The 22,407-nt window shown below is 62.5% G+C and carries 21 protein-coding genes, 2 tRNA genes and 2 pseudogenes; 14 read left to right on the top strand and 11 right to left on the bottom strand.

What is annotated here, in order from left to right:
- Positions 1-384: pseudogene (locus ABF990_RS13940) on the top strand (hypothetical protein); the annotation flags it as partial.
- 87 nt (positions 385-471) lie between these two features.
- On the opposite strand, the gene ABF990_RS13935 reads toward ABF990_RS13940, so the two are convergent.
- The gene (locus ABF990_RS13935) at positions 472-936 is read right to left on the bottom strand and encodes a methylated-DNA--[protein]-cysteine S-methyltransferase (RefSeq protein ID WP_415500842.1); all 465 of its coding nucleotides are present in this window, start codon (positions 934-936) and stop codon (positions 472-474) included.
- 281 nt (positions 937-1,217) lie between these two features.
- On the opposite strand from ABF990_RS13935, the gene mnmE reads away from it, so the two are divergent.
- The 8 genes from mnmE (at position 1,218) to ABF990_RS13895 (ending at position 8,586) form a co-directional block, all read left to right on the top strand.
- Positions 1,218-2,537: a tRNA uridine-5-carboxymethylaminomethyl(34) synthesis GTPase MnmE gene (gene mnmE / locus ABF990_RS13930; RefSeq protein ID WP_415500843.1), complete on the top strand. Its 1,320-nt coding sequence runs from the start codon at positions 1,218-1,220 to the stop codon at positions 2,535-2,537.
- Positions 2,538-2,560: 23 nt separating this feature from the next.
- Positions 2,561-4,441: a tRNA uridine-5-carboxymethylaminomethyl(34) synthesis enzyme MnmG gene (mnmG, locus tag ABF990_RS13925; protein WP_415491132.1), complete on the top strand. Its 1,881-nt coding sequence runs from the start codon at positions 2,561-2,563 to the stop codon at positions 4,439-4,441.
- The gene (gene rsmG, locus ABF990_RS13920) at positions 4,425-5,030 is read left to right on the top strand and encodes a 16S rRNA (guanine(527)-N(7))-methyltransferase RsmG (RefSeq protein WP_415491131.1); all 606 of its coding nucleotides are present in this window, start codon (positions 4,425-4,427) and stop codon (positions 5,028-5,030) included. The genes mnmG and rsmG overlap by 17 nt, the downstream gene beginning before the upstream one ends.
- Complete coding sequence (locus ABF990_RS13915; protein WP_415491130.1) at positions 5,014-5,808, top strand: ParA family protein; 795 nt, start codon at positions 5,014-5,016, stop codon at positions 5,806-5,808. Before rsmG ends, ABF990_RS13915 begins: the two co-directional genes overlap by 17 nt.
- Positions 5,805-6,725, top strand: a complete 921-nt coding sequence (locus ABF990_RS13910; RefSeq protein ID WP_415500844.1) for a ParB/RepB/Spo0J family partition protein — start codon at positions 5,805-5,807, stop codon at positions 6,723-6,725. Before ABF990_RS13915 ends, ABF990_RS13910 begins: the two co-directional genes overlap by 4 nt.
- 556 nt (positions 6,726-7,281) lie before the next feature.
- Positions 7,282-7,357, top strand: a tRNA-Lys gene (locus ABF990_RS13905).
- 210 nt (positions 7,358-7,567) lie between these two features.
- Positions 7,568-8,011, top strand: coding sequence for an Ivy family c-type lysozyme inhibitor (locus ABF990_RS13900; protein ID WP_415500845.1), 444 nt, complete (start codon positions 7,568-7,570; stop codon positions 8,009-8,011).
- A 140-nt stretch (positions 8,012-8,151) separates the two neighbouring features.
- A complete protein-coding gene (locus ABF990_RS13895) occupies positions 8,152-8,586 on the top strand; it encodes a DUF4186 domain-containing protein (RefSeq protein ID WP_415500846.1) in 435 nt (144 codons plus the stop codon).
- 163 nt (positions 8,587-8,749) lie between these two features.
- On the opposite strand, the gene ubiM is transcribed toward ABF990_RS13895, so the two are convergent.
- The 9 genes and pseudogenes from ubiM to ABF990_RS13850 form a co-directional block, all read right to left on the bottom strand.
- The gene (gene ubiM / locus ABF990_RS13890; RefSeq protein ID WP_415491112.1) at positions 8,750-9,967 is read right to left on the bottom strand and encodes a 5-demethoxyubiquinol-8 5-hydroxylase UbiM; all 1,218 of its coding nucleotides are present in this window, start codon (positions 9,965-9,967) and stop codon (positions 8,750-8,752) included.
- A gap of 6 nt (positions 9,968-9,973) precedes the next feature.
- On the bottom strand, positions 9,974-10,576 hold the full coding sequence (locus ABF990_RS13885) for a nitroreductase (protein WP_415491111.1): 603 nt from the start codon (positions 10,574-10,576) through the stop codon (positions 9,974-9,976).
- A gap of 78 nt (positions 10,577-10,654) precedes the next feature.
- Positions 10,655-11,029 (bottom strand): histidine triad nucleotide-binding protein, encoded by a 375-nt coding sequence (locus ABF990_RS13880; protein WP_415491110.1) that lies wholly within the window; start codon positions 11,027-11,029, stop codon positions 10,655-10,657.
- Between the two features lie 3 nt (positions 11,030-11,032).
- Positions 11,033-11,515 (bottom strand): phosphoribosyl-ATP diphosphatase, encoded by a 483-nt coding sequence (locus ABF990_RS13875; RefSeq protein WP_415491109.1) that lies wholly within the window; start codon positions 11,513-11,515, stop codon positions 11,033-11,035.
- Between the two features lie 24 nt (positions 11,516-11,539).
- Complete coding sequence (gene hisF / locus ABF990_RS13870) at positions 11,540-12,310, bottom strand: imidazole glycerol phosphate synthase subunit HisF (RefSeq protein WP_415491108.1); 771 nt, start codon at positions 12,308-12,310, stop codon at positions 11,540-11,542.
- Positions 12,304-13,657: pseudogene (hisA, locus tag ABF990_RS13865) on the bottom strand (1-(5-phosphoribosyl)-5-[(5-phosphoribosylamino)methylideneamino]imidazole-4-carboxamide isomerase). Before hisA ends, hisF begins: the two are co-directional and overlap by 7 nt.
- Positions 13,657-14,316 (bottom strand): imidazole glycerol phosphate synthase subunit HisH, encoded by a 660-nt coding sequence (hisH, locus tag ABF990_RS13860; protein ID WP_415491107.1) that lies wholly within the window; start codon positions 14,314-14,316, stop codon positions 13,657-13,659. The pseudogene hisA and the gene hisH overlap by 1 nt, the downstream one beginning before the upstream one ends.
- Positions 14,317-14,451: 135 nt before the next feature.
- Positions 14,452-15,048 carry an imidazoleglycerol-phosphate dehydratase HisB gene (gene hisB / locus ABF990_RS13855; RefSeq protein ID WP_415491106.1) on the bottom strand — a complete coding sequence of 199 codons (597 nt, stop codon included), beginning with the start codon at positions 15,046-15,048 and terminating at the stop codon, positions 14,452-14,454.
- 388 nt (positions 15,049-15,436) lie between these two features.
- Positions 15,437-17,488, bottom strand: coding sequence for an NAD(+) synthase (locus ABF990_RS13850; protein ID WP_415491105.1), 2,052 nt, complete (start codon positions 17,486-17,488; stop codon positions 15,437-15,439).
- 192 nt (positions 17,489-17,680) lie between these two features.
- Between ABF990_RS13850 and ABF990_RS13845 the strand changes: the two genes are divergently transcribed.
- From ABF990_RS13845 to ABF990_RS13825, 5 genes are all read left to right on the top strand, one after another.
- A tRNA-Gly gene (locus ABF990_RS13845) sits at positions 17,681-17,755 on the top strand.
- A 441-nt stretch (positions 17,756-18,196) separates the two neighbouring features.
- Entirely contained in the window at positions 18,197-18,472 is a 276-nt protein-coding gene (frmR, locus tag ABF990_RS13840; RefSeq protein WP_415491138.1) for a formaldehyde-responsive transcriptional repressor FrmR, read from the top strand.
- 47 nt (positions 18,473-18,519) lie between these two features.
- Positions 18,520-19,629, top strand: a complete 1,110-nt coding sequence (locus ABF990_RS13835) for an S-(hydroxymethyl)glutathione dehydrogenase/class III alcohol dehydrogenase (RefSeq protein ID WP_415491104.1) — start codon at positions 18,520-18,522, stop codon at positions 19,627-19,629.
- 100 nt (positions 19,630-19,729) lie between these two features.
- The gene (locus ABF990_RS13830; RefSeq protein ID WP_415491103.1) at positions 19,730-20,131 is read left to right on the top strand and encodes a VOC family protein; all 402 of its coding nucleotides are present in this window, start codon (positions 19,730-19,732) and stop codon (positions 20,129-20,131) included.
- A gap of 470 nt (positions 20,132-20,601) precedes the next feature.
- On the top strand, positions 20,602-21,501 hold the full coding sequence (locus ABF990_RS13825) for an FkbM family methyltransferase (RefSeq protein ID WP_415491102.1): 900 nt from the start codon (positions 20,602-20,604) through the stop codon (positions 21,499-21,501).
- A 167-nt stretch (positions 21,502-21,668) separates the two neighbouring features.
- Here the strand turns inward: ABF990_RS13825 and ABF990_RS13820 are convergent, their stop codons facing one another.
- Complete coding sequence (locus ABF990_RS13820) at positions 21,669-21,965, bottom strand: general stress protein (protein ID WP_415491101.1); 297 nt, start codon at positions 21,963-21,965, stop codon at positions 21,669-21,671.
- Positions 21,966-22,407: the final 442 nt, after the last annotated feature.

Genomic DNA, 22,407 nt, shown 5'->3' with positions numbered 1-22,407 from the left:
TATTGTGGGGGGGGGGGGGGGGGGGTTTCCCCCTATTATGGCTGGGGCTACGGTGGCGGCTGGGGTTGGGGCTGGGGTGCCCCTTTCATGTTCGGGTCTGTGCTGGGGCTGGCTGTTGGCAGCAGCATGTATGATGGCGATGACGGGTACGATGGTGCCAGCCAGAGCATGGGTGTGCCCCCGCCATCCTATTACAATGGCGGCTATCAGGGTTATGGGCAGGGATACGGTCAGGGCTATGGCTACGGACAGGGGGTAGCCCCGTCGGGTGCCACGGTCAACGGTCAGCCGGTCGGCCAGCCTGCTGCTAACGATCCGTCAGTCGTGCATTGCAGTGCGGGGCGTTTCTTCAACAAGCTGACTGAAAGCTGCGACAGCCATTAAGCTTGAACCACGATCCGACGGGTGCCCCACAGGGTTGCCCGTCGGTACGGTGCAAATGGGGTATGGATCTGACGCAGATATGTGAAATCAGAAGCCGGGTGGCAGGCTTACGCCTTCCAGTCTGAGCAGCCAGGCTTTGTCGTCCACCCCGCCATCTCCTGAATATCCGCCCAGTCCCTGCCGCCCCAGAACACGGTGGCAGGGTATAAGAATGGGAATGGGGTTTCTGCCCACGGCCTGGCCGACCGAACGGGGACTGCCGCCAATTTTTTCCGCCAGATCCGCATAGGTTACGGTCTGCCCGACCGGAATGGCGGAAAGAGCGGCCCAAATCCGTTTTTGATAGTCCGTTCCGTATGGGGCAAGCGGGAAGGGAGGGCTGCCAGCCGCCGCCGGGTCGTCGAACCACTGGTCCAGCCAGTCGCGTGCGCGCAGCAGGAGCGGTGTTTCCGTCTGGTCGCGGCCCCACCCCCAGTCCAGCGCGATAATTGTATCGTCTTCTTCAGAGAGCGTGAGATCCCCGATCGGGGAATGCAGGGAAAGCTGGGGCATGGGGCAAAACCTCTCTGGCAGACGGCATGGAATACGGGGCGGACACCCATGCCCTTGTGTAGAAGAACATGTCTAGAAGAACATGGGAAAACTTTCATCCCCGATCACGGCAGGTACGCAATATAATGACAGCCCATGCGGACCGGGAGTGGGTGAACGGCGAATAAGCGTGATCAGGGTCCGGGCCTGCAGGAGCCGCTGTTTTGTGGTTTTGTTCGCCGTGCAAACTGCACTAGAACCAGCGGGCGGGACACAAAAGACCTGAAAAGGAAAAATGCCGAGTGGGCTATCAGGGAGAAGACACGATTTTTGCGCTGTCCAGCGGTGTGGAACGTGCCGCCATAGCCGTACTGCGGGTCAGCGGTCGGGACAGTGCCCGCCTGCTGGAGCAGGTCTGTGGAGCATGTCCTCCACCCCGCAAGGCGGTGCTGCGGCGGGTCTGGCAGGACGCCCATACCCAGACCAACCTGCTGGATGAAGCTGTTGTGCTGTGGTTTCCCGGCCCGGGGAGCTACACGGGGGAAGACGGGTTTGAGCTGCACCTGCATGCCGGTCCCGCCATTGTGCAGGCGGTATCGGCGGCATTGGTCGAACAGGGCGCCCGCCCGGCCGAACCGGGGGAATTCACACGCCGTGCGTTCCTGAACGGGCGCATGGATCTGATCGAGGCCGAAGGTGTTGCCGATCTTGTCAACGCGGAAACGGAAGGTCAGCGCAGACAGGCCCTGGCCCAGACCGATGGTGCGCTGAGCCGGATGTACGACGGCTGGGCCCGCAGGCTCAAACATGTGCTGGCCCACCAGGAAGCCCTGATCGATTTCCCGGATGAAGATCTGCCGCCCGAAGTCGAGCAGGGCATGCTGGCCGAAATTGCCAGCCTTGTCGCCGACATGGAGCAGCATATCGCGGAAGGCGGGCGGGGGGAGCGTATTCGCCGTGGCGTGGTGTTTGCCATTACCGGCCCGCCCAATGCAGGCAAGTCGAGCCTGCTGAACTGGCTGGCCGAACGTGACGCGGCTATTGTGTCGCCCATTGCGGGCACCACCCGCGACGCGCTGGAAATTGTGGGCAGTCTGGGCGGTATTCGGGTAACGTTTGTCGATACCGCGGGTCTGCGCGACACACAGGACGAGATCGAAGCCGAAGGTGTCAGGCGTGCATTGTTTCACGTGAAACAGGCCGATTGCGTTATTCAGATGTTCGCCGCCGATGACCCGCCACAGACAGTGTTTGCAAACGCGCTTCTGGTAGGGAATAAGACAGACATTGCCCCGGTCCCGGCGGAAATTGCGGGGGTCGGTGTGGTGCCGGTCAGCCTGAAGACAGGCCAGGGGCTGGATACGCTGCGCCAGATGCTGGAAGACAGGGTGGTCGCACTTACGGCGTCCGCCTCCGGCATGCCGTTGCTGACCCGTGCGCGCCATAGTGCGGGGGTGAAGGAAGCCACGGCCTGCCTGCATGAAGCCATGCGGCAGGACTGGCCGGAAATGCGGGGCGAGGAACTGCGCCTTGCCATGCGGGCACTGGGCCGGTTGACGGGGCATGTCGGGGTGGAAGACCTGCTCGATGCAATATTCGGGCAGTTCTGTATTGGAAAATAGGCAGAGCAGGTAAGGTCGGGGTTATGCAGGGGGTTTACGACGTCATTGTGGTGGGGGGTGGCCATGCGGGGTGCGAGGCCGCCGCCGCCGCCGCGCGGTGTGGGGCCAGAACATTGCTGCTGACCCACCGCAAGGCGACACTGGGGGCCATGTCCTGCAACCCGGCCATTGGTGGTATTGGCAAAGGCCATCTGGTGCGCGAGATCGACGCGCTGGACGGAATCATGGCCCGCGCGGCCGATCGGGCGGGTATTCACTTCAAACTGCTCAACCGCTCCAAGGGGCCGGCTGTTCAGGGCCCGCGCGCGCAGGCGGACCGTGCGCTTTACAGGCAGGCCGTGCAGGACCTGCTGGCGGAACAGAGCGGGCTGGACTGTGTGGAAGGGGCCTGCGCCGATCTGGTGCGCGATGCACAGGGCCATGTGTGTGGTGTTGTTGCTGAAGACGGGCGGCAATGGCGCGCAGGTGCGGTGGTGCTGACAACGGGCACGTTTCTGGGTGGTGTCATTCATATCGGGCATGAAAGCCAGGCCGCCGGCCGCATTGGAGAAGGCCCGTCCCTTGCTCTGGCGCGCCACCTCAAGGGGCTTGGCCTGCGCATGGGGCGGCTTAAAACCGGCACACCCGCGCGGATCGAGCGCACAAGCATAGACTGGGCCGGACTTGCGGAAGACAGGGGCGACGCCGTGCCCGAACCGTTCAGCCGGTTGACGACGGCCATTACCAACACACAGCTTTCCTGCGGTATTACCGCAACGACGGCGCGCACGCATGATGTCATTCGCGAACATCTGCATCTGTCCGCATTATATGGCGGGGCCATATCGGGGCGGGGGCCCCGGTACTGCCCCTCGATCGAGGACAAGGTGGTGCGGTTTGCGGACAAGACCAGCCACCAGATTTTTCTTGAACCCGAGGCCCTGCCCGAGCATGAGGGCGGTAATCTGGTGTACCCCAACGGAATTTCCACCAGCCTGCCCGCCCACGCGCAGGAGGCCATGATCCACACCATTCCCGGGCTGGAACACGCGGTTATCGCGCAGTACGGCTACGCGGTGGAATACGACTATATCGACCCGCGTGAACTCAGCGCCTCGCTTGAGCTGCGGGCCTGCCCCAACCTGTTTCTGGCCGGGCAGATCAATGGCACCACAGGGTATGAGGAAGCCGCCGCCCAGGGGCTTCTGGCCGGGGTGAACGCCGCACGCCGTGCAGGCGGGCAGGCGCCTGTCAGCCTTGACCGGGGCAAGGCCTATATTGGCGTCATGGTCGATGACCTGACAACCCAGGGCGTAACCGAGCCCTACCGCATGTTTACATCCCGCGCGGAATACCGGCTGATTTTACGGGCCGACAACGCGGATATGCGCCTGACCGGAATAGGGCTGGACTGGGGCTGCGTGAGTGCGGCCCGGCGCGATATATACGAACGTGACGTGCAGGCCATAGAACAAGTGCAGCGCCAGGCCGAGGAACAGGGCTGGCAGCCGCAGGATCTGGCGCGGGCAGGTATGAAGGTGGCCCAGGATGGGCGCCGCCGCACCTTGCTGGATATTCTGGGTTACGGTGTTGATGACGCTGTTCTGTCGGAACTGGCACCGTGGTTCCTGAACGTGCCGGACCGTGTAAGGCGACATATTACGACAGAGGCACGCTATAGCGGCTATCTGGCCCGGCAGCGGCGCGAGATCAGGCAACTGGAAGCCGAGACGGATATCCGTTTTCCCCAATGGGTCGATTTTGACGCCATAGGCGGGCTAAGTTCGGAAATGAAAGAACGCCTCCACGCCGTGCGGCCTGACAGTTTCAGTGCGGCACAGCGGATTCCGGGCATGACGCCCTCGGCCCTTATGGCGCTTCTGGCCTATCTGCGTAAAGGGCAGGCCCATGCCGACGTGGCCTGAAACGGTGGATGTTTCACGTGAAACACGGGAACGGCTGGATATTTACGCCGACCTGCTGCGCAAATGGAATCCACGTATCAACCTTGTCTCGCCCCGGGACATGGACAGGCTCTGGGAACGGCATATTCTGGATAGCCTGCAACTGCTTCCTTTGATACAAGGTCGCGAGCGGTTTATCGATATGGGTTCAGGCGGCGGATTCCCCGGTGTTGTTGTGGGAATTGCCGCGGGTATTCCCGGCACCCTGATCGAGGCGGACCAGCGTAAGGCGGCGTTTTTGCGCGAAGCCGCACGGCTTACGGGGGCACGGCTTACGGTGGTGTCGGCACGGCTGGAACAGGTCGATGTGCCGGCGGCCCCCCTGGTGACGGCGCGGGCGCTGGCGCCGCTGGGCAGGCTGCTGGAATGGGCCCGCCCGCTGCTGGAGCCAGACGGTGTTGCGGTGTTTCTCAAAGGCCAGCAGGCAGGAGAGGAAATCCGGGATGCCGAACGGTCCTGGACCATGGATATACGGTCCTACCCGAGCCTGACGGCTCATGATGGTGTTGTTCTGGAAGTGAGTAATTTTCATCGTGTCGAAAAAAGCTGAACAGAGCGCACGGACATGCCGTATCCTTGCCGTGGCCAACCAGAAGGGTGGCGTAGGCAAGACCACAACCGCCATCAATCTGGCGGCGGCGCTGGCGGCCGAAGGGGCAAAGGTGGTGCTGGTCGATCTGGACCCGCAGGGCAATGCGTCCACAGGCGTCAGCGTGCAGAACGATGCACGGCAAAGTGGCACCTATGCGCTGCTCATGCATGAAAAAACGGCGCAGGATCTGCTCAAGCCGACCGAGGTGGACAACCTCCAGGTGATTGCCGCCAATACCGAACTGGTCGGGGCCGAGATTGAACTGGTCGATGCCGAAGGCCGCGAAACCCGCCTGCGTGACGCGCTGGAGCCCCTGAAGGCCGAGGTCGACTACATTATCATAGACTGCCCGCCCAGCCTGGGCCTGCTCACGCTCAATGCCCTTGTGGCGGCGGATGGCGTTCTTGCGCCGTTGCAGTGCGAGTTCTTTGCCCTCGAAGGGCTGGGTCATCTGGTCAAGACCATTGGCAGCGTTACAAAAAGCCTCAATCCCCGGCTGAGCATGGCAGGGATTGTGCTGACCATGTACGACAAGCGGAACAACCTGTCCGAACTGGTTGCGGCCGATGCACGCAGCTTCTTTCGTGGCGATGTGCTCGAAACCGTCATTCCCCGGAATATTCGCATTTCCGAGGCACAAAGCTATGGCCAGCCGGTTACGGTATACGACCCCCGGGCCAGCGGGGCGGCTGCCTACCTTGCACTGGCCGCCGAAGTGATGAGGAGGACAGCATGAGTTCATCCGCCCGCAAGAACGCCGCCCGGCCCCGGCTGGGCCGGGGGCTTGCCGCCCTTCTGGGTGACGCTGCCGTGGCTCCGGCCCCGTCTGCCACACCGCCTGCCGGGCAGGGTCAGCCTGTGGCCACAAGTGCTGGTTCGCTCCCGATCGAGGTGCTGGTGCCCGGTCCCTTTCAGCCGCGTCAGGACATGGCGCCCGACGCGCTGGAAGAACTGGCCGAGTCCATACGTCAGCGCGGGATTCTTCAGCCTATTCTGGTCCGGCCCGATCCGCAGCAGCCGGGGCATTACCAGATTATCGCGGGGGAACGGCGGTGGCGCGCGGCGCAACTGGCCCAGTGCCATACGGTGCCGGTGCATGTGCGTGACCTGTCCGAAGCCGACGCCATGGCGGCCGCTCTGGTTGAGAACCTCCAGCGCGCCGATCTGAACCCGATTGAAGAGGCCGAAGGCTTCAACCGCCTGCTGGAGGAATACAACCTCACGCAGGAGGAACTGGCAAAAGCCATTGGCAAGTCGCGGCCGCATGTCGCCAATATGCTCAGGCTGCTGCGGCTGCCCGCATCTGTCCGGGCAGAGGTCAAAAAAGGCGCCCTGTCCGCCGGGCATGCCCGGGCCCTGCTGTCCCACCCGGACCCGATTTCGGCGGCGGTGGAAGTTCTGCTGAAAGGTCTGTCGGTGCGGCAGACGGAAGCACTGGTGCAGAAAGCACTGGAACAGCAGAACACGCAACCTGCCGCGGCCAGGAAAAAGCCGAAACAGGACCCCGAAATCGCGGCTCTGGAGCGTGATCTGGGCAACAGGCTGGGGCTGCGGGTGGCGGTGAGCTTCGACGGGCGCAAGGGTGGCTCGCTTGAAATCCACTATAAAAGCCTGGACCAGCTTGATGCTGTGCTCGCGTTGCTGAAAGCCTGATCAGACTTTCAACGCCCGGTGCCATCATTAAGACCGGCACGTCTTTTCCCTCAAAGCGGCCCAAAGGCTCTTTGATCCTGAAAAACCGGCCTGTCAGCGGTAACGAAGGAATTGGGCGGGAAAGACGCTGCGGGACCACGGGGTATTCCCTCCGGCCGGGCAGAATCCGGTGTCCATTCCGTGTCGTGTCATGCCACGGGGTATGGAGCACAGACTTCAAGTCGATGGGATTTTTCTGTCAGTCACGTGGAAAACTACCTGCTGGTTTCTAAAAATTTTAGATGAAGCGCTTTAAAAAACTCGGTGGACGGCAGGTTATTTAAGAATAAAGCCAGTATCCGGAACTGTGATGGTGTTTTTACCGGTGGCTTATTCCGGAACAGGTCAGAGCAGAACCGGGTAGCCCGCCTTTTCCCCCTTGCCGCGGCTAAAACCTAGCCTGCTACCTGCCAGCGCGGGCATGAAGGGCGAAATGTTTGCAGAACATGGATTTTCAGGCTTGTGTCATTTTTGAACCGGTGTTAAAACGCCCCCACTTCAGCCGTTAAGGCTGTAAGGGCGCATAGCTCAGTTGGTAGAGCAGCTGACTCTTAATCAGCGGGTCCAAGGTTCGAGTCCTTGTGCGCCCACCAGATTTTCTCCCCTTTTATAATCTGGTGTCGGTTCCGGCCTTTATGGCTGGTCCGGATCGATGTTCCCTCTTTTTCCCAGATCGCAAACACATACGGCCTTTCGCATTATGAATGCGGGTTTCGTGTTTTTCATCACCCTGCTTTGCCCTTTACGGAGCGGCAGCGCTGGTGGACACTCGTTCAGTGTCATCAAACGGGGAACGAGATATCATGCGTCAGCCAGCGTTTCTGTTCAGGGGGTGGAGCAGTCTGTTACTGGGCTGTGCCCTGGCGTCTTACATCCCGCTTTACCCGGCCTTGGCGGAAGACGCGCCCTACGCCAGCGATCTGTCCCATATGCCGCAATATGCCCCCGCCTATCATGCCATGATGCAACTGCCTGACTGGGCCCGTACCGGTGCTGCGGTTTCGGCCCCGGTCGGCACCATAAATCTGGCCGGGCATGCCTATGTGGTGGGGCATCTGTGCAAGCCGCATGACTGTGCCGATAACCAGATGGAAGTCATTTTTGCGCGCGACGGCAAGGCGGGCTGGGGTTTGCTGACCTACAAGTCAGGCCGGACCCTGTATCAGATGCCCTTTGGCGACCCGGACGACACCATTCTGGCTGCGCTGCACGCCTCGTACCGGGCTAATAATCCGGGTAGTTCCTGAACGCGCTTTTCCGGCCGCGTATTTTTTGAAATGGCGAGGGAGGGGGATAAACCCTTGCGGGCCTGTTGGCATTGGTACTCCGGCCGGGGTGTGCGCTCACCCGGAGTAGATGCCTCGAAAAAATGCCGGGCAATTCCCATATGCAAACCATGACAAGTCGGCAGGGTGATCTTTTTGCGCCAGAGCCGGGTCAGGTGGCTGTTCCTGCGGATGTATGGGACAGGCTTGCCCGCTCGGCCTTTCGTGCCAGATTTTCGCTTAACAAGGCGGATCGGGCTTATCTGTGCCAGAAGGGGCTTGCAACCGTCATGGAGCACGGGGGCGATTTCATTGCCCGCAGGCTGGCTCCGGCCGATCCGGCACGGGATGGGCGACAGACACCCTGGAAAGGCCACCCGGTTTTTGTGGCGCAGCACGCCACGGCTACGTGCTGTCGTTCCTGCCTGCAAAAATGGCATGGTATGCCCAAAGGGCGCGAACTGGCCCCCGTGGAGCAGCAGCAGGTGCTGGCCGTTATCGAGCTGTGGCTGCTGCGCGAATTACAGAAACAGCCCCAAGATAACGCCAGAAAATAACAGTGCTGGAGCAGGCTGAAAACAGGGGTTGTAAAAGCCTGCTTCTTGCACGACACGCCTGGGTCCATAGGTCCATAGGTCCATAGGTCCATAGGACTATCAGGCCCTGCCACGTTTTTTCTTTGCCGGGTGTCGCGTCTGGGGTCTGCTCGGCAAAGTTATGTCAGGGCGTGGACGCCTGACGATCCATGAGCAGCGATGTCACGGCGTTTTTGAACGGCGTGAAACGGTCCGCCAGTTGCAGGCCCACCTGGCGCAACTGGCGGAAAGGCGCTCCGTCATGGGTGTAAAGGGTTGCAATGCCATTCGTGCCGGCAAAGAGCGGGGCGGTGGCCAGGCGGTGCTGGCGTTCAAAGCGGCGGAGTGCCGTGGCGTTCCCGGCGTCTCCCCCCTGTGTAAGGGCTGCGGTCACCGCCTGCACCAGCGTTTCCTGCCCTTTCAGACCAAGGTTGAAGCCATGGGCGGTAATGGGGTGCATGCCCACGGCAGCATCGCCTACAAGGGCCATGCGCCTTGCCGTGAAACGATGGGCATAAACGCCCTTGAGCGGGTAGAAATGCCGTGTGCTGACCAGCCGCATGGCCCCCAGCCGGTTGCCCACACGCTGCATGACCTCGGTATTGAAAGCCGCGCGCGGCAGGTCGGCCAGACGGCGGATATCGTCATGCGGTAGCGTCAGCACCAGGGAAGACGCCATGCCGTTGACGGGCAGGAGGGCCACGGTCTGCCCTTCGTCGAACCATTGCAGCGCTACATTATGGTGGGGCGATTCATGCGCCATGCGGCACACCAGAATGGAGCGGTCGAAATCGTGGATAATGGCCCCTATGCCCGCCCGCTGCCGGGTGGGTGAAAACCGGCCATCGGCGGCAACCACCAGTGCGGCCCGGATCTGCCCGCCCGAATGGTGAACGGCGGCGAAATCCTGCCCCTGCCGTATGGTTGCAACATCGGTCTGCGGCAGCAGGCTGATGGAGGGATGATCCATGGCCGCGGCAAAAAGGGCGCGGCGGATATGGTGGTTGGACACCAGCCACCCCAGCGCGTCCACACCGCGCCCCTGCGTGTCGAACCGGAGCGGATGGCGGAAATTTCCTGTCTCTATCCGTGCTTCTTTCAGCGGGCAGATAATGGCGGGGGGGATATGCTCCCAGGCCCCCACGTCCTTCAGCAGTCGAACGGAATGGTGGGTCAGGGCAATTTCGCGGCCGTCAAAACGTGGCTCTTCCCACGCATGGGCGGGCGCGCGTTCCAGCACGCTGACACGCAGCCCCGCCCGGGCCATGCCCAGCGCGGTTGCAAGGCCGACCGGACCGCCGCCTATAATGGCGACATCCGTGTGCGTGGGGGTCTGTGCGATAGTCTGTGCGGAGGCGGCCATGGCGGGTCAGTCCTTGTCCGCGGCAAAGGTGACGGGTGCCCCCTGCCAGTTGGCGCTGAACGCCTGCGGGTCAGGGCGCGCGGGTGCCGGGTGGGGTGTGCCGTCGGGTGTGCCGGCAAATATGAAACCCGCCAGCCGGTGGGGGGCGGCAAACCCCAGTTCGGCGGCCAGAACGGGGTCCTGCGTTATGGGGCCAGACACCCAGATACCGCCAAAACCCAGAGTATGCAGGGCATTGAGAACATTCATCGCACCCGCGGCCACGGTCATTTCCTGTTCCCAGAGCGGTATTTTGTGATCCGGGCGCAGGTGCATGCCAAGGGCGATGGTCATGGGCATGGTGGCAAAACGCGTACGGCGTTTGGTCAGGTTGAATTCAGGCGTCTGCGGGTCGAGCCTGAGCATGCTGTCCACGACTTTCTGCGCGAACAGGGGCCGGGCGTCACCTTCCACGACAACATAGCGCCATGGGCGCAGGCGTCCGTGATCGGGCGCGCGCAGGCCGGCGGCCAGAATCTGTTCAAGCTGGGCGGCCGACGGGGCAGGGGCCACAAGCCGGTCGGTGGATGCGCGCGAAAGCAGAACGTCCATCGGTGTTGCTGCGGTCATGGGGCTCTCCTTTGTAACCGGCTTTGCCTGAACAGGTTCGGGAACGGTGCCTAAAAAAACAGGGCCTGAAACGGCAGGTCAGTGCGCGAAGATCGGGAGCGCCTTGCCGCCGAGCAGATGCAGGTGAAAATGCGGCACTTCCTGCCCGCTATTGGTGCCTGCATTGGTTATAAGCCTGTAGCCGCCCTCTTCAAGCCCCTGCGCCCGCGCGATCTCGCCGGTGGCGCGCGTCACCCCTGCAATTTCCTCGGCCGGTGCGGTGGCGCTGAAGTCCATGAAGGATACATACGCGTTTTTGGGAATGATCAGGATATGGACCGGAGCCTTGGGCGCAATATCGTGAAAGGCCAGAACCCATTCGTTCTCGAACACTTTTTTGCACGGAATTTCGCCACGCAGGATTCTGGCAAAAATATTCTGCGGGTCGTAGGGGCCTTTACCGTTCACGGCCATGACTTATCCTTTCCTTGCCGGGGTGGTTGTGCGGGCTGCTTTTTCGGCAATGCCGCTTGTGCCCTCGCGGCGGCGCAGTTCGGCCCAGACCTCATCGGGGGTCACGCCTGCATCCACCCACAGGACGATCAGGTGGTAGAGCACGTCCGCACTTTCGGCCACCAGCATGTCCTTGCGGCCCGCTACGGCCTCGATCAGGCATTCGACGGCTTCCTCGCCGAATTTCTGGGCGATCTTGTAGGTTCCGCGTGACAGCAGCCGGGCCGAATGGCTGACCGTGGGGTCCGTATCCTTGCGTTCCTGCACCACCGCGTAAAGCCGGTCCAGCACGGCGCTGCTGGCCTGCGGAATAACGGCCTGCACCGCAGGTTCCGTCGCGGGAGCCGGCGTGGCTGCCGGGGCCGCCTTGTCCTTTTTGGGCTTGACGGCCTTGGCGGGTTTGGGCGGGGCTTTGGTTTCAGCCTTGGAGGGAGCTTTTTTGATCATGGGGCGGACAGACCTGGACAGAAGCTAGAAAGGAGGGGGCGAGGGGCGGACAGGCAGGCCGGCATCGGCCAGGGCCGTCTTGACGTCAGAAACCGTGAACTGGCCGAAATGGAAAACGCTTGCGGCCAGCAGGCCGGTTGCACCCGCCTGCGCACCGTCCACAAAGTGTTCGAGCGCGCCCACCCCGCCCGAGGCCACGATCGGCAGGCGCACGGTCCCGGTCGCGGCGCGCAGCAGGTCGAGGTCGAAACCCGAGCGCGTGCCGTCACGGTCCATGGAGGTCAGCAAAATTTCACCGGCACCCCGTTCGGCCACTTCGCGGCACCAGTCTATGGCGTCGCGGCCTGTGGCGGTGCGCCCGCCCTGGGTGAACACCTCCCACCGGCCCGGTGCGGTCTGGCGGGCGTCCACGGCAACAACCACGCACTGGCTGCCGAACTTGCGGGCCGCTTCGTTGACAAGTTCGGGGCGGGCGACGGCGGCGGAGTTCATGGCGCATTTATCCGCCCCCGCCAGCAGCAGGCGGCGCATGTCCCCCGTGCTGCGCACGCCACCGCCCACGGTCAGCGGCAGAAAGATCTTTTCGGCCGTGCGGCTGACGACATCGAAAATCGTGTCGCGGTTTTCGTGGCTGGCGGTAATGTCGAGAAAGGTCAGTTCATCCGCGCCGGCGGCATCGTACACGGCGGCCTGTTCAACCGGGTCCCCCGCATCGCGCAGGGACACGAAGTTGACCCCTTTGACAACCCGCCCGTTCTTGACGTCCAGACAGGGGATGACACGCAGCTTCAGCATGCGCCAAGCACCCGCAGGGCCTCGGCTGGGGCAACCCGGCCATCGTACAGTGCGCGACCCACAATCACGCCCTCAATGCCCGGCGCGGTGCGCGCGGCGTCGTGCAGGGCCGCCAGATGTGCGATGGTGCCCACGCCGCCACTGGCGATAACGGGCACCTGAACCGCATGGGACAGCGCTACGGTCTGGTCGATATCCAGCCCCTCCAGCATGCCGTCGCGGCTGATTTCGGTAAAGATGATGGCCGCAACCCCTGCATCCTGCATGCGCACGGCCAGGTCTGTTGCCTCCATGTCCGAGACTTCGGCCCAGCCTTCGGTGGCGACACGGCCTGCGCGGGCGTCAATCCCCGCGACAATGCGGCCGGGGAACGCCTTGCAGGCTTCGCGCACCAGATCGGGGTTCTTGACCGCGACAGACCCCAGGATCACGCGGGTCACGCCCGAGGACAGCCAGGTTTCTATGCCTTTCATGTCGCGCAGGCCGCCGCCAAGCTGCACGGGCAGGGTCGTGGCCTCGATAATGGCGCGGACTGCTGGCGCATTGACCGATGACCCCGCGAACGCGCCGTTCAGGTCCACCACATGCAGCCATTCGAACCCCGCCGCCTGCCATGCGGCCGCCTGCGCGCCGGGGTTGTCGGAATAGACCGTGGCGTCATCCATTTCGCCCCGGCGCAGGCGCACGCACGCACCGTCCTTGAGGTCGATCGCGGGATACAGGGTCAGGGGGCGGGCGGGGGGCATTGTCATGGATCGGACGGGCTTTTTTTCGGTGGGTGTGTCGTCTGGTTTGTCAGGGCTGGTCGATGCGGAACGGCGGGGTGCTGTCCAGCAGTTTGGTGAAGAACAGGCCACGCAGGGTTTCTTCCCCCATGCGGGCGTAAAAGGGGTGGCAGCCCCATTGTATGAATCCCGCGCGCTCGAACAAGGCCACGATATCGGACCGGCTTTCGGGCACATCCACGTTCAGCACGCGAAAGCCCATGTTGCGCGCGGCACTTTCCACTTCCTGCAGCAGGAACGCGCCAAGTCCCCGGTGGCGGGCATAGGGGGCGACAAACAGGTGGGCCAGGGTTACGCACATGGCCTGGAGTTCGTTATTGCGCGGCGTGCGCACAAGCTGCGCGCCGCCCACGATTACGCCATCGAGCCTGACGGCGAACAGCATGCGTTCGGGCACCAGCAGCAGGCCGCGAAAATAACGCTCAAGCACCTGCCGCCCCTGCGGCTGAAGCCAGCCGAACCCGCCATCGTCCAGAATGGCGGCGTCCACGGCTTCGCACAGGGCCTGCAGGTCGTCTTCATCGAGGGAGAGAATGCGCTGTACGCGTGAGGACTTGTGCATCAGCGCGGCACCTGTGGCACCCATTTGAGAAAATTGGCCAGGATTTTCAGTCCGACCGTCTGGCTTTTTTCGACATGGAACTGCGTGCCCGCCATATTGCCCCTGCAGACAATGGCCGGAACGCTGCCGCCGTAATCGGTGGTGGCGATCAGGGTGTCAGCCGGGGTGTCGCGCAGGGCGTAGGAATGCACGAAATAGCCGTGCGGGGCGTCCCCCAGCCCTTGCAGCAGCGGGTGGTCGGGCTGGTGCAGGTTCAGCTCGTTCCAGCCCATCTGCGGCAGGCGCAGGCCGGGTGCGTCCATGGGGGCGATTTCCCCCCCGATCCAGCCAAAGCCCGGTGTCACGCCATGTTCCAGCCCGCGTTCGGCCATAAGCTGCATGCCCACGCAGATACCAAGGAATGGCGTGCCCGCCGCGACGGCTGCAAGAATGGCGTCCTTCAGGCCCGGCGTGGCCTCAAGCCCCTGGGCGCAGTCGGCAAAGGCGCCCTGGCCGGGCAGCACGATCCGGTCTGCCGCGCGCACCTCGGCGGGAACATTGGTCACCACGACGCTGGCTGCAATCCCGGCCAGTTCCGCCGCCCGCGCGCAGGCCCGCGCGCAGGAGGCCAGGTTGCCCCCTTCGTAATCGATGACGGCGATGGTGAGTGGCTGGGTCATGAAAACCCTCTTGCTGGTCTGATCGGGGCCGTGCCCCCAGTGAGGTCACGCATATGCGGCATGCCGTGCGGGCCGCATGGCCGGTGGGATGGCCGGTGTAATGGCCGGTCGCATGGACGGTCCATGGCGGACAGCTTACAGAACTCCCTTGGTGGAGGGAATGGCGCTGCCCGCGCGCGGGTCGGGTTCTGCGGCCATGCGCAGGGCACGGGCCAGCGCCTTGAACGCGGCTTCGGCAATATGGTGGCAGTTCTGCCCGGCTTTCTGGTTCAGGTGCAGGGTCAGCATGCCGGCCATGGCGAAGGCGCGGAAAAATTCCTCCACCAGTTCGGTGTCCAGCTCGCCAATGCGGTCACGGTCGAAACGGGCGTCAAACGCCAGGAACGGGCGGCCCGAAAGGTCCACCACAGCCTCGCACAGGGCTTCGTCCAGCGGGATCAGGGCATGGCCGAACCGCCGCACGCCGCGCTTGTCACCCAGCGCCTGCCTGAACGCCTGCCCCAGCGCAATGCCGGTATCCTCCACCGTGTGGTGGCCATCGATATGCAGGTCTCCGCGCACGGTCACGTCCAGGTCGAACAGGCCGTGCTTGGCAAGGGCTGTCAGCATGTGGTCGAAAAAGCCGATACCGGTCGCAACCTGTGCGGTGCCTGTACCGTCCAGATTGAGGGCGATGGCAATATCGGTTTCGCTGGTGGCGCGATGTATGGTGGCTTGGCGTGGTGCTGTCATGGTGAGCCGCTTATAGCCCAACAGGCCAATGATTGCCATCGCGATACGTGCCGTGGCGGGCTGGCGCGCGCGGCCCTGCCCATCCGCCGTTGGCCTGGCGGTATCACCCCTTTTGGTTACCCCCCGTGGTGTGATCCGCCGTGGCGTAACCCCCTGGCGTATCCCCGTGGCATGACTCCCATGGCAGGATCAGTGGCGCTACCTTGTGATGCGACAAAGCCGCGTGGGTCTTGCCGCGCCACCCATTGGCGAACCGGGCCGCTTATGGCGTTCAGGGTCGGCACGCCATGCGGGTGGGGCCGCAGCCCCGGCCCGTATGCTCAAGCCGGGCACGCGGGGGCGGTGTTCGGGGGCGATATTCGGGGGGAGGCGGCAGGGCGCGGTGCGGCTAACAGGCGGGTACGTCGCGTTCAAGCTCGGCCAGCCACAGCCGGGCATTGCCGTCGGACGGGGCGCGCCAGTCCCCCCGGGGGGAAAGACTGCCGCCCGCCATCACCTTGGGGCCGTTGGGCATGGCCGAACGCTTGAACTGGCTTGTGGCAAAAAAACGGTGGAGGAATATGCCCAGCCAGTGGCGGATTTCGGCCAGGTCGTAGGTTTTGCGGTCCTTTGGCCTGAACCCGGGGGGCCAGGTGCCCGTATCGGGGTCGGCCCAGGCCTTTTCAGCCAGAAAGGCCACGCGGGCGGGGGAAAAACCGTGGCGCAGGATGTAATACAGGGCGAAGTCATGCAGGGCATACGGGCCAATGATGGCTTCCGTCTGCTGGCCGCCCCCTGCCTGCGCGGGTACCAGTTCGGGCGAGATTTCCGTGGCCAGCACGGTTTCCAGCACGGTGCTGACAGCAGGGGGAAAATGCCCCGAGGCAATGCACCAGCGAATGAGATGCTGGATCAGCGTTTTGGGCAGGCCCGCATTGACATTGTAATGGGCCATCTGGTCGCCCACCCCATAGGTACACCAGCCCAGCGCCAGTTCCGACAGGTCGCCCGTGCCGATCACGATTCCGCCATGCTGGTTGGCCAGACGGAACAGGAAGTCCGTTCGCAGGCCGGCCTGCACGTTTTCGAACGTAATGTCATGCACGGGCTCCCCCCGTGCGAAGGGGTGGTCGATTTCGCGCAGCATGAGTTCTGATGCGGGACGGATATCCAGTGTTTCGGCATGGATTCCAAGCCCTGTCATCAGCGCATTGGCGCTGGCCAGGGTTTTGTCCGTGGTGCCGAAGCCCGGCATGGTATAACCGCGCACCGCAGTACGGGGCCAGCCCAGCTCATCCGCCGCGCGCACCGCCACCAGCAGGGCATGAGTGGAATCCAGCCCGCCGGAAATGCCGATCACCATGCCGGTGGCCCCGCTGGCGGCAAGCCGCTGCCTGAGCGCTGAGACTTGGATGGTAAAGGCCTCGAAACAGTCCTGTTCCAGCCTCGCCGGATCGGAGGGCACGAAGGGAAAGCGTGAAACAGCCCGTTTGAGCCCGATATCGCCTACTGGCGGGGCCAGGGTAAAAGCGATCCTGCGCCATGCCTGTTCGGGTGGCGCCACGGCCCCGGCATTGGCGGTGAAACTGCCGGTCTGCATCCGTTCCTGGCGCAGCAGGGTCAGGTCGATATCGGCCAGCACGCTGCGCATGCCAGCGGGAAAACGATCGCTCTGGGCCAGCAGGGCGCCATTTTCAAAAATGGCGGTCTGGCCGTCCCAGGCCAGATCGGTGGTGGATTCGCCTTCCCCCGCTGCCGCGTAAAGATAGGCGGCCATGCACCGGGCCGACTGCGAACGGCACAGCATGGCCCGTGTCTGTGCCTTGCCCACCGTAATGTCGCTGGCCGAAAGATTGGCAATGACTGTGGCTCCGGCCAGCGCTGCAGCGGTGGACGGCGGAGCGGGTACCCACAGGTCCTCGCAGATTTCCACCCCCAGACAGAAACCGGGCAGGTCGCGGGCTTCGAACAGCAGATCCACCCCGAATGGAATGTCCTTGCCCCGCAGGCGCAGGCTTTCCCCCCTGACGGACGCACCGGGCGTGAAATGGCGCAGTTCGTAAAATTCGCGGTAATTGGGCAGGTAGCTTTTGGGAACTATGCCCAGAATCCGGCCCCCGTGCAGGATAACGGCGCAATTATACAGGGTATGGCGGTGGCGCAGGGGCGCGCCCACCACCAGCACCGGGGCCAGTTCGGCGCTTGCCTGCGCCAGTTCCCCCAGCGCGGTCTCGACCATGTCAAGCAGTGCGGTCTGGTGCAGCAGGTCGCCGATCGCGTATCCGCTCAGCCCCAGTTCGGGGAACACGCACAGCGCGGCACCGTCATGCGCACAGGCCGTGGCGGCGTCGAGCACGCGGGCGGCGTTGGTCCGCGGGTCCGCCAGGGCCACAGGCAGGGTGCAGGCCGCGACACGGGCAAACCCCTGATGATAGACCGATCGGAAGAAGGACGACGGCAACGGGTGTTCCTTTCCAGCCGGGAGCAGATGCCAGCACTATACCCCGATTTAGCAGGGCACGGAAAATCCTGCCAATAAATCAGGAACGAGCAGCGCCAACGCAGGAATACGGGGCCGGGCAAAAAAAAGCTCGCGCAGTCATTTTCCCTCTTGCGTGTTTCATACTTCGCTCGTAGAAGGAGGCCATCTGATGCGGGCGTAGCTCAGGGGTAGAGCACAACCTTGCCAAGGTTGGGGTCGTGGGTTCGAATCCCATCGCCCGCTCCAGATTTTTTCCAGTAAAACCAGAACAGTCAAAACGCTCCTCCGGGAGCTTTTTCTGTTTGTTCCATGGCCTGGCGTCGTCAGTGTCATGTACCCGGCGCAGGATCGATCATGGCGGCTGTCCCAGCCACTCTGTCGTGATCGGCCAAAACCTGCACTCCTTAGTTATTGACCGAAACACATCCCTGAAATCCGGCTCCGGTGGCGGGGCCTGTCCGGGGTGTGGCATGGGTAAAACCCCTTGCCACGCGACTGGTTTTGCCCGTTGCGGTTCCGTGCCCGACCATGGCGCGTCGTGCTGTGCGCTCCATGTCGGTCCTTTGTCGGGCGTTGCATGTCATGGCGGGACAATGACGCTTTTGCAGGCCCCGCATTGTTCGCGCTTGCATACTCCATGGTAGTATGGAATCATACTTGGTAGGAGTATCATGGAGCAAGCAGCCCGTGCCGCGCACACCCGAAGAAAAAAAGAAGGTTCTTGCGCGGGTGCGCCGGGTGCGGGGGCAACTCGACGCGCTTGAACTCGCGCTGGAAAAAGGCACCGACTGTGGGCCGGTGCTTCAGCAGATTGCCGCGATCCGGGGGGCTATCAACGGACTGATGGCCGGTGTTCTGGAAAGCCATCTGCGCGAGGAATTCGTCGAATGCGCCGGTGGCCGGGAGGCAGCCCATGATTCGATCGAAAATGTTGTCTCGCTCGTCAAATCGTATCTCCGCTGACCCTGTGTTCCTGAGCGGACGTGCCGCCAAAACTGGAGAAATAAACAATGAAATCACGCGCCGCTGTTGCCTTTGAGGCCGGCAAACCCCTTGAGATTGTCGAGATCGACGTCGAAAAGCCCCGCGCGGGTGAAGTGCTGGTGCAGATTACGCATACCGGCGTGTGCCATACCGACGCCTTTACCCTGTCGGGCGAAGACCCCGAAGGGCTTTTCCCGGCCGTTCTGGGGCATGAGGGCGCGGGGATTGTGATCGAGGTTGGTGAAGGTGTGACAAGCGTCGTGCCGGGCGATCATGTCATTCCGCTTTATACAGCCGAATGTGGCGAATGCCTGTTCTGCAAGTCGGGCAAGACCAATCTCTGCACCTCGGTCCGCGCGACCCAGGGCAAGGGGCTCATGCCTGACGGTACAACGCGTTTTTCCTACAAGGGCCAGCCGATCTATCATTACATGGGCTGCTCGACCTTCAGCGAATTTACGGTCGTGGCCGAAGTGTCGCTGGCCAAGATCAACCCGGCGTCCAACCCGGAGCATGTCTGCCTTCTGGGTTGCGGGGTTACGACCGGCATTGGCGCGGTCCACAATACCGCCAAGGTGCAGCCCGGTGATTCGGTTGCCGTGTTCGGCCTGGGCGGGATCGGGCTGGCCGTCATCCAGGGTGCAAGGCAGGCAAAGGCCGGCCGGATTTTCGCGATTGATACAAACCCCGCCAAGTTCGACCTGGCGAAGGAATTCGGCGCAACCGATTTCATCAACCCCAAGGATTACGACAAGCCCATCCAGCAGGTGCTGGTGGAAATGACGGGCTGGGGGATCGACCATACGTTTGAATGTATCGGCAACGTCAACGTCATGCGGGCGGCGCTTGAATCCGCGCATCGCGGGTGGGGGCAGTCCATCGTTATCGGTGTGGCCGGGGCCGGTCAGGAAATCTCGACCCGTCCCTTCCAGCTTGTCACCGGTCGCTCATGGCGTGGCACGGCGTTCGGTGGCGTAAAGGGCCGTACGCAGTTGCCCGGTATGGTGGAAGACGCAATGCGGGGCGATATCCAGCTTGCACCGTTCGTGACCCACACCATGCCGCTTGACGACATCAACACCGCCTTCGACCTGATGCATGAAGGCAAGTCCATCCGCTCGGTCATTCATTACTGATCCCGGACCGATCCCGGAGGGCTGATACGGGGCTGATACAGGACCAGCGCTGCACGGCGCTGGTTTTTTCCAACGTCACAGACAATGCAGGAGGCCGATCATGGCAGTTATTTCCGGCGACGGTGTTTTCTCTCATGTCTTTATCGGTGCCGTGGACACCGCAGTTTCAGCAAAGTTTTACGATGCCGCCCTGGGTGCGCTGGGTATTGGCAATCTGGGCCCCTTCGGGAACGGCTGGGTTCTGTACGGCCGCGACAAGCCGGCTTTCATTATTGCCCGGCCCGGTAATGGCGCACCGCCGTCAAGCAATGGCGTGACCATTGGGTTTGCGGCGGCAACCTCGGCCGAGGTCGATGCTTTTCATGCCGCGGGTCTTGCCAATGGTGGCACGGATGAAGGCGCACCCGGCCCGCGCAGCCATCTGCCGGGCGCTTATGCCGCGTATCTGCGCGACCCGGCGGGGAACAAGGTGTGCAGCTACGCCTTTACCGACGGGAACTGAACTGCGGTAAAACACAGCGCGCATCATAGTATGCGCCGGAGAAAACCGGATTGTGTCAGAATGATCCGGTCTGTCTGGTATTATAAAATGGAAGGTCGCGACGCAGGTCGCGGCCTTTTTTGCAGCCACGGGCCGGACATGACCGGAAAACAGCGGTGGGAAGAACACCGGGGGCCGCGTCAGATGCAAAGCAGGCTGTTCTTCCTTTCGCGCATGGACCCGCTTTGCCGGTATGGGCATTTTGGGCCGGTGGTTCCGTAGGGTTCATGGTTTACGATGTGGGCTGCATTTTCTATGCAGATCGCAACAGGGCTGATATCGCAGCCTTGCGAGAGACCGGGCCTGTCCGGATCATCCGGTGCAGTGCAACACAAAGCGGAATTGCCATGCCCACCACGCGTGAACCCGGCACGGGCCGTGCCGATCTGCCACCCCAGAGGCCACCCCAGAGGCCATTTGAGGGATCGCCCATGGGTACGGCGCGCGCGCGGGCTGACAGTGCCCGGCCCGGGCTGGTGGACCGGGGGCTCAGGCTGCTGCTCCGCTCCCGGGTTCTGCCGTTTGTCCTGCGGCTGAAGCTGAACAAGCTGCTGTGTTCGGGCGGCCCCCCAGTGGCCTACCGCACGGATGTGGGCGGGTGCATCTATCAGGGCATGCCACACAACCTGATCGATAATCATGTGTATTATCTTGGCATGTATGAACCCGCCATTGCCGAGGCCATGCGGTTCTGCGTTAAGGCCATGCCGGACCTGGGACGGTGCGCCTTTGTCGATATCGGGGCCAATACGGGTCTTTTCACGCTGGTGGGGGCAAAGCTTTTTGCCTGTGTGCATGCGTTCGAACCTTACCCGCCGGTTTTTGCCCGGCTGGAGGAACACATCGGGCTGAATGGTCTGGAGAGTGTCAATCTGTATCCCCTCGGGCTGGGTGCCGGGCAGGGAGACCTGCCTTTTATCGCCCCCTCGCCGGACAATTATGGAACAGGGCATTTTCTCGGCACCGGTGCGGGGTCTGCGGGGCTTCGGCTTCCCGTGGCGTCTGGCGATCAGGTTCTGCAACATCGTTCATGCGCCATCGGTCTTGTCAAACTGGATGTGGAAGGTCACGAACCACAGGTGCTGCGTGGACTGGCGGATGTGCTGAAAACCGATCAGCCTGTTGTCATTATGGAACTCAACACGACCACCAAGCAGGCTTTCGGAAATATTGAAGCGCTGATGGCCTCTTTCCCAACAGGCTATATCCCTCTGGCGATCCGGCGGAAAAAATGCGGCTTTTCGGTCGAACGTTTCCAGTGGGCGAAAAAACAGGACAACATCGTGGTTGTACCGGCTCACAGGCGGGCGGCATTCGGGCCGGTGGCATAACCGCCCTCCGGTGTGGGCCAGACATGCGACAGGTGCGTGTGCGGGCCAGTCTTCACTAAAAAAACGCAGCAGGAACACCGTATAATCGGCGCTGCGGTTTGGGCGGCCGCGCGAGGTATCGTGCAGAAAAGGGCGGCCTCCATGCAGGGGCCGCCCTTTGCCGAACACTACGTCCTGTTCGGACTGTGCCCGGTTTTGGAATGGGTGTCAGACGCGCGCCTTGACCCGTTTTGGGGTTTTGTCGCGCTGTGCTGTGTTGTTTTGTGCTGGCCTTCGGCACCCTGTTTTGTGGCCTGACTGTCCCCACTGGCACTGTGCTGGGCGCTTTTATGCGCGGCGTCCGATGCTTTTTTGGGGTCATGGGCAAAACTGCCCGGATTGTGGGTGGTGGCGCCACCCCGGCTGTCGGCCTGGGCCATGGGAGCAGTGCGGTGCGCGTTAACGCCATGAATCTGATAAGACATAGTCGTCTCCTTTCGCGATTGCAGTGGCACGGCACGCGGGGATTAGGTGCCTGCCCCAACTGGAGCATAAGACCGTGCTTTGCGTACCGGCCACTGTGTTCCGTCAACGGCAGGGAAATGGCACAGTTTCAATAAAAATAAAGAAAACATGACGATTATTTGAGTTATTATTTTCATTCTTCATGACGAATACTGTATCGGTGGCGGAACAAGAGAGCGGTGGGCCGATATAAATCTGCTGTTTTATCAAGCCCCTCCATCCGGCTTGCGCGGTCCCGGACAACAGGGGCATTGGCACGCCCCGCCGGGGCGTGCATACGAACAGGGGCCGGATTCAACGCTGCAACGATCTGGAGCTGGTCCGTTGCATGCCGGGTTGCAGCGCCCCGTGCCCGCGTGCGGGCAGGGTCAGGCCGTGTCGGGGCAGGGGCAGGGGGCATGG

This window comes from Acetobacter sp. (genome assembly GCF_047723915.1).
Lineage (GTDB): Bacteria > Pseudomonadota > Alphaproteobacteria > Acetobacterales > Acetobacteraceae > Acetobacter.
Note: the sequence above shows the minus strand (reverse complement) of the source record. Positions and strands in the feature narration are given on the sequence as shown.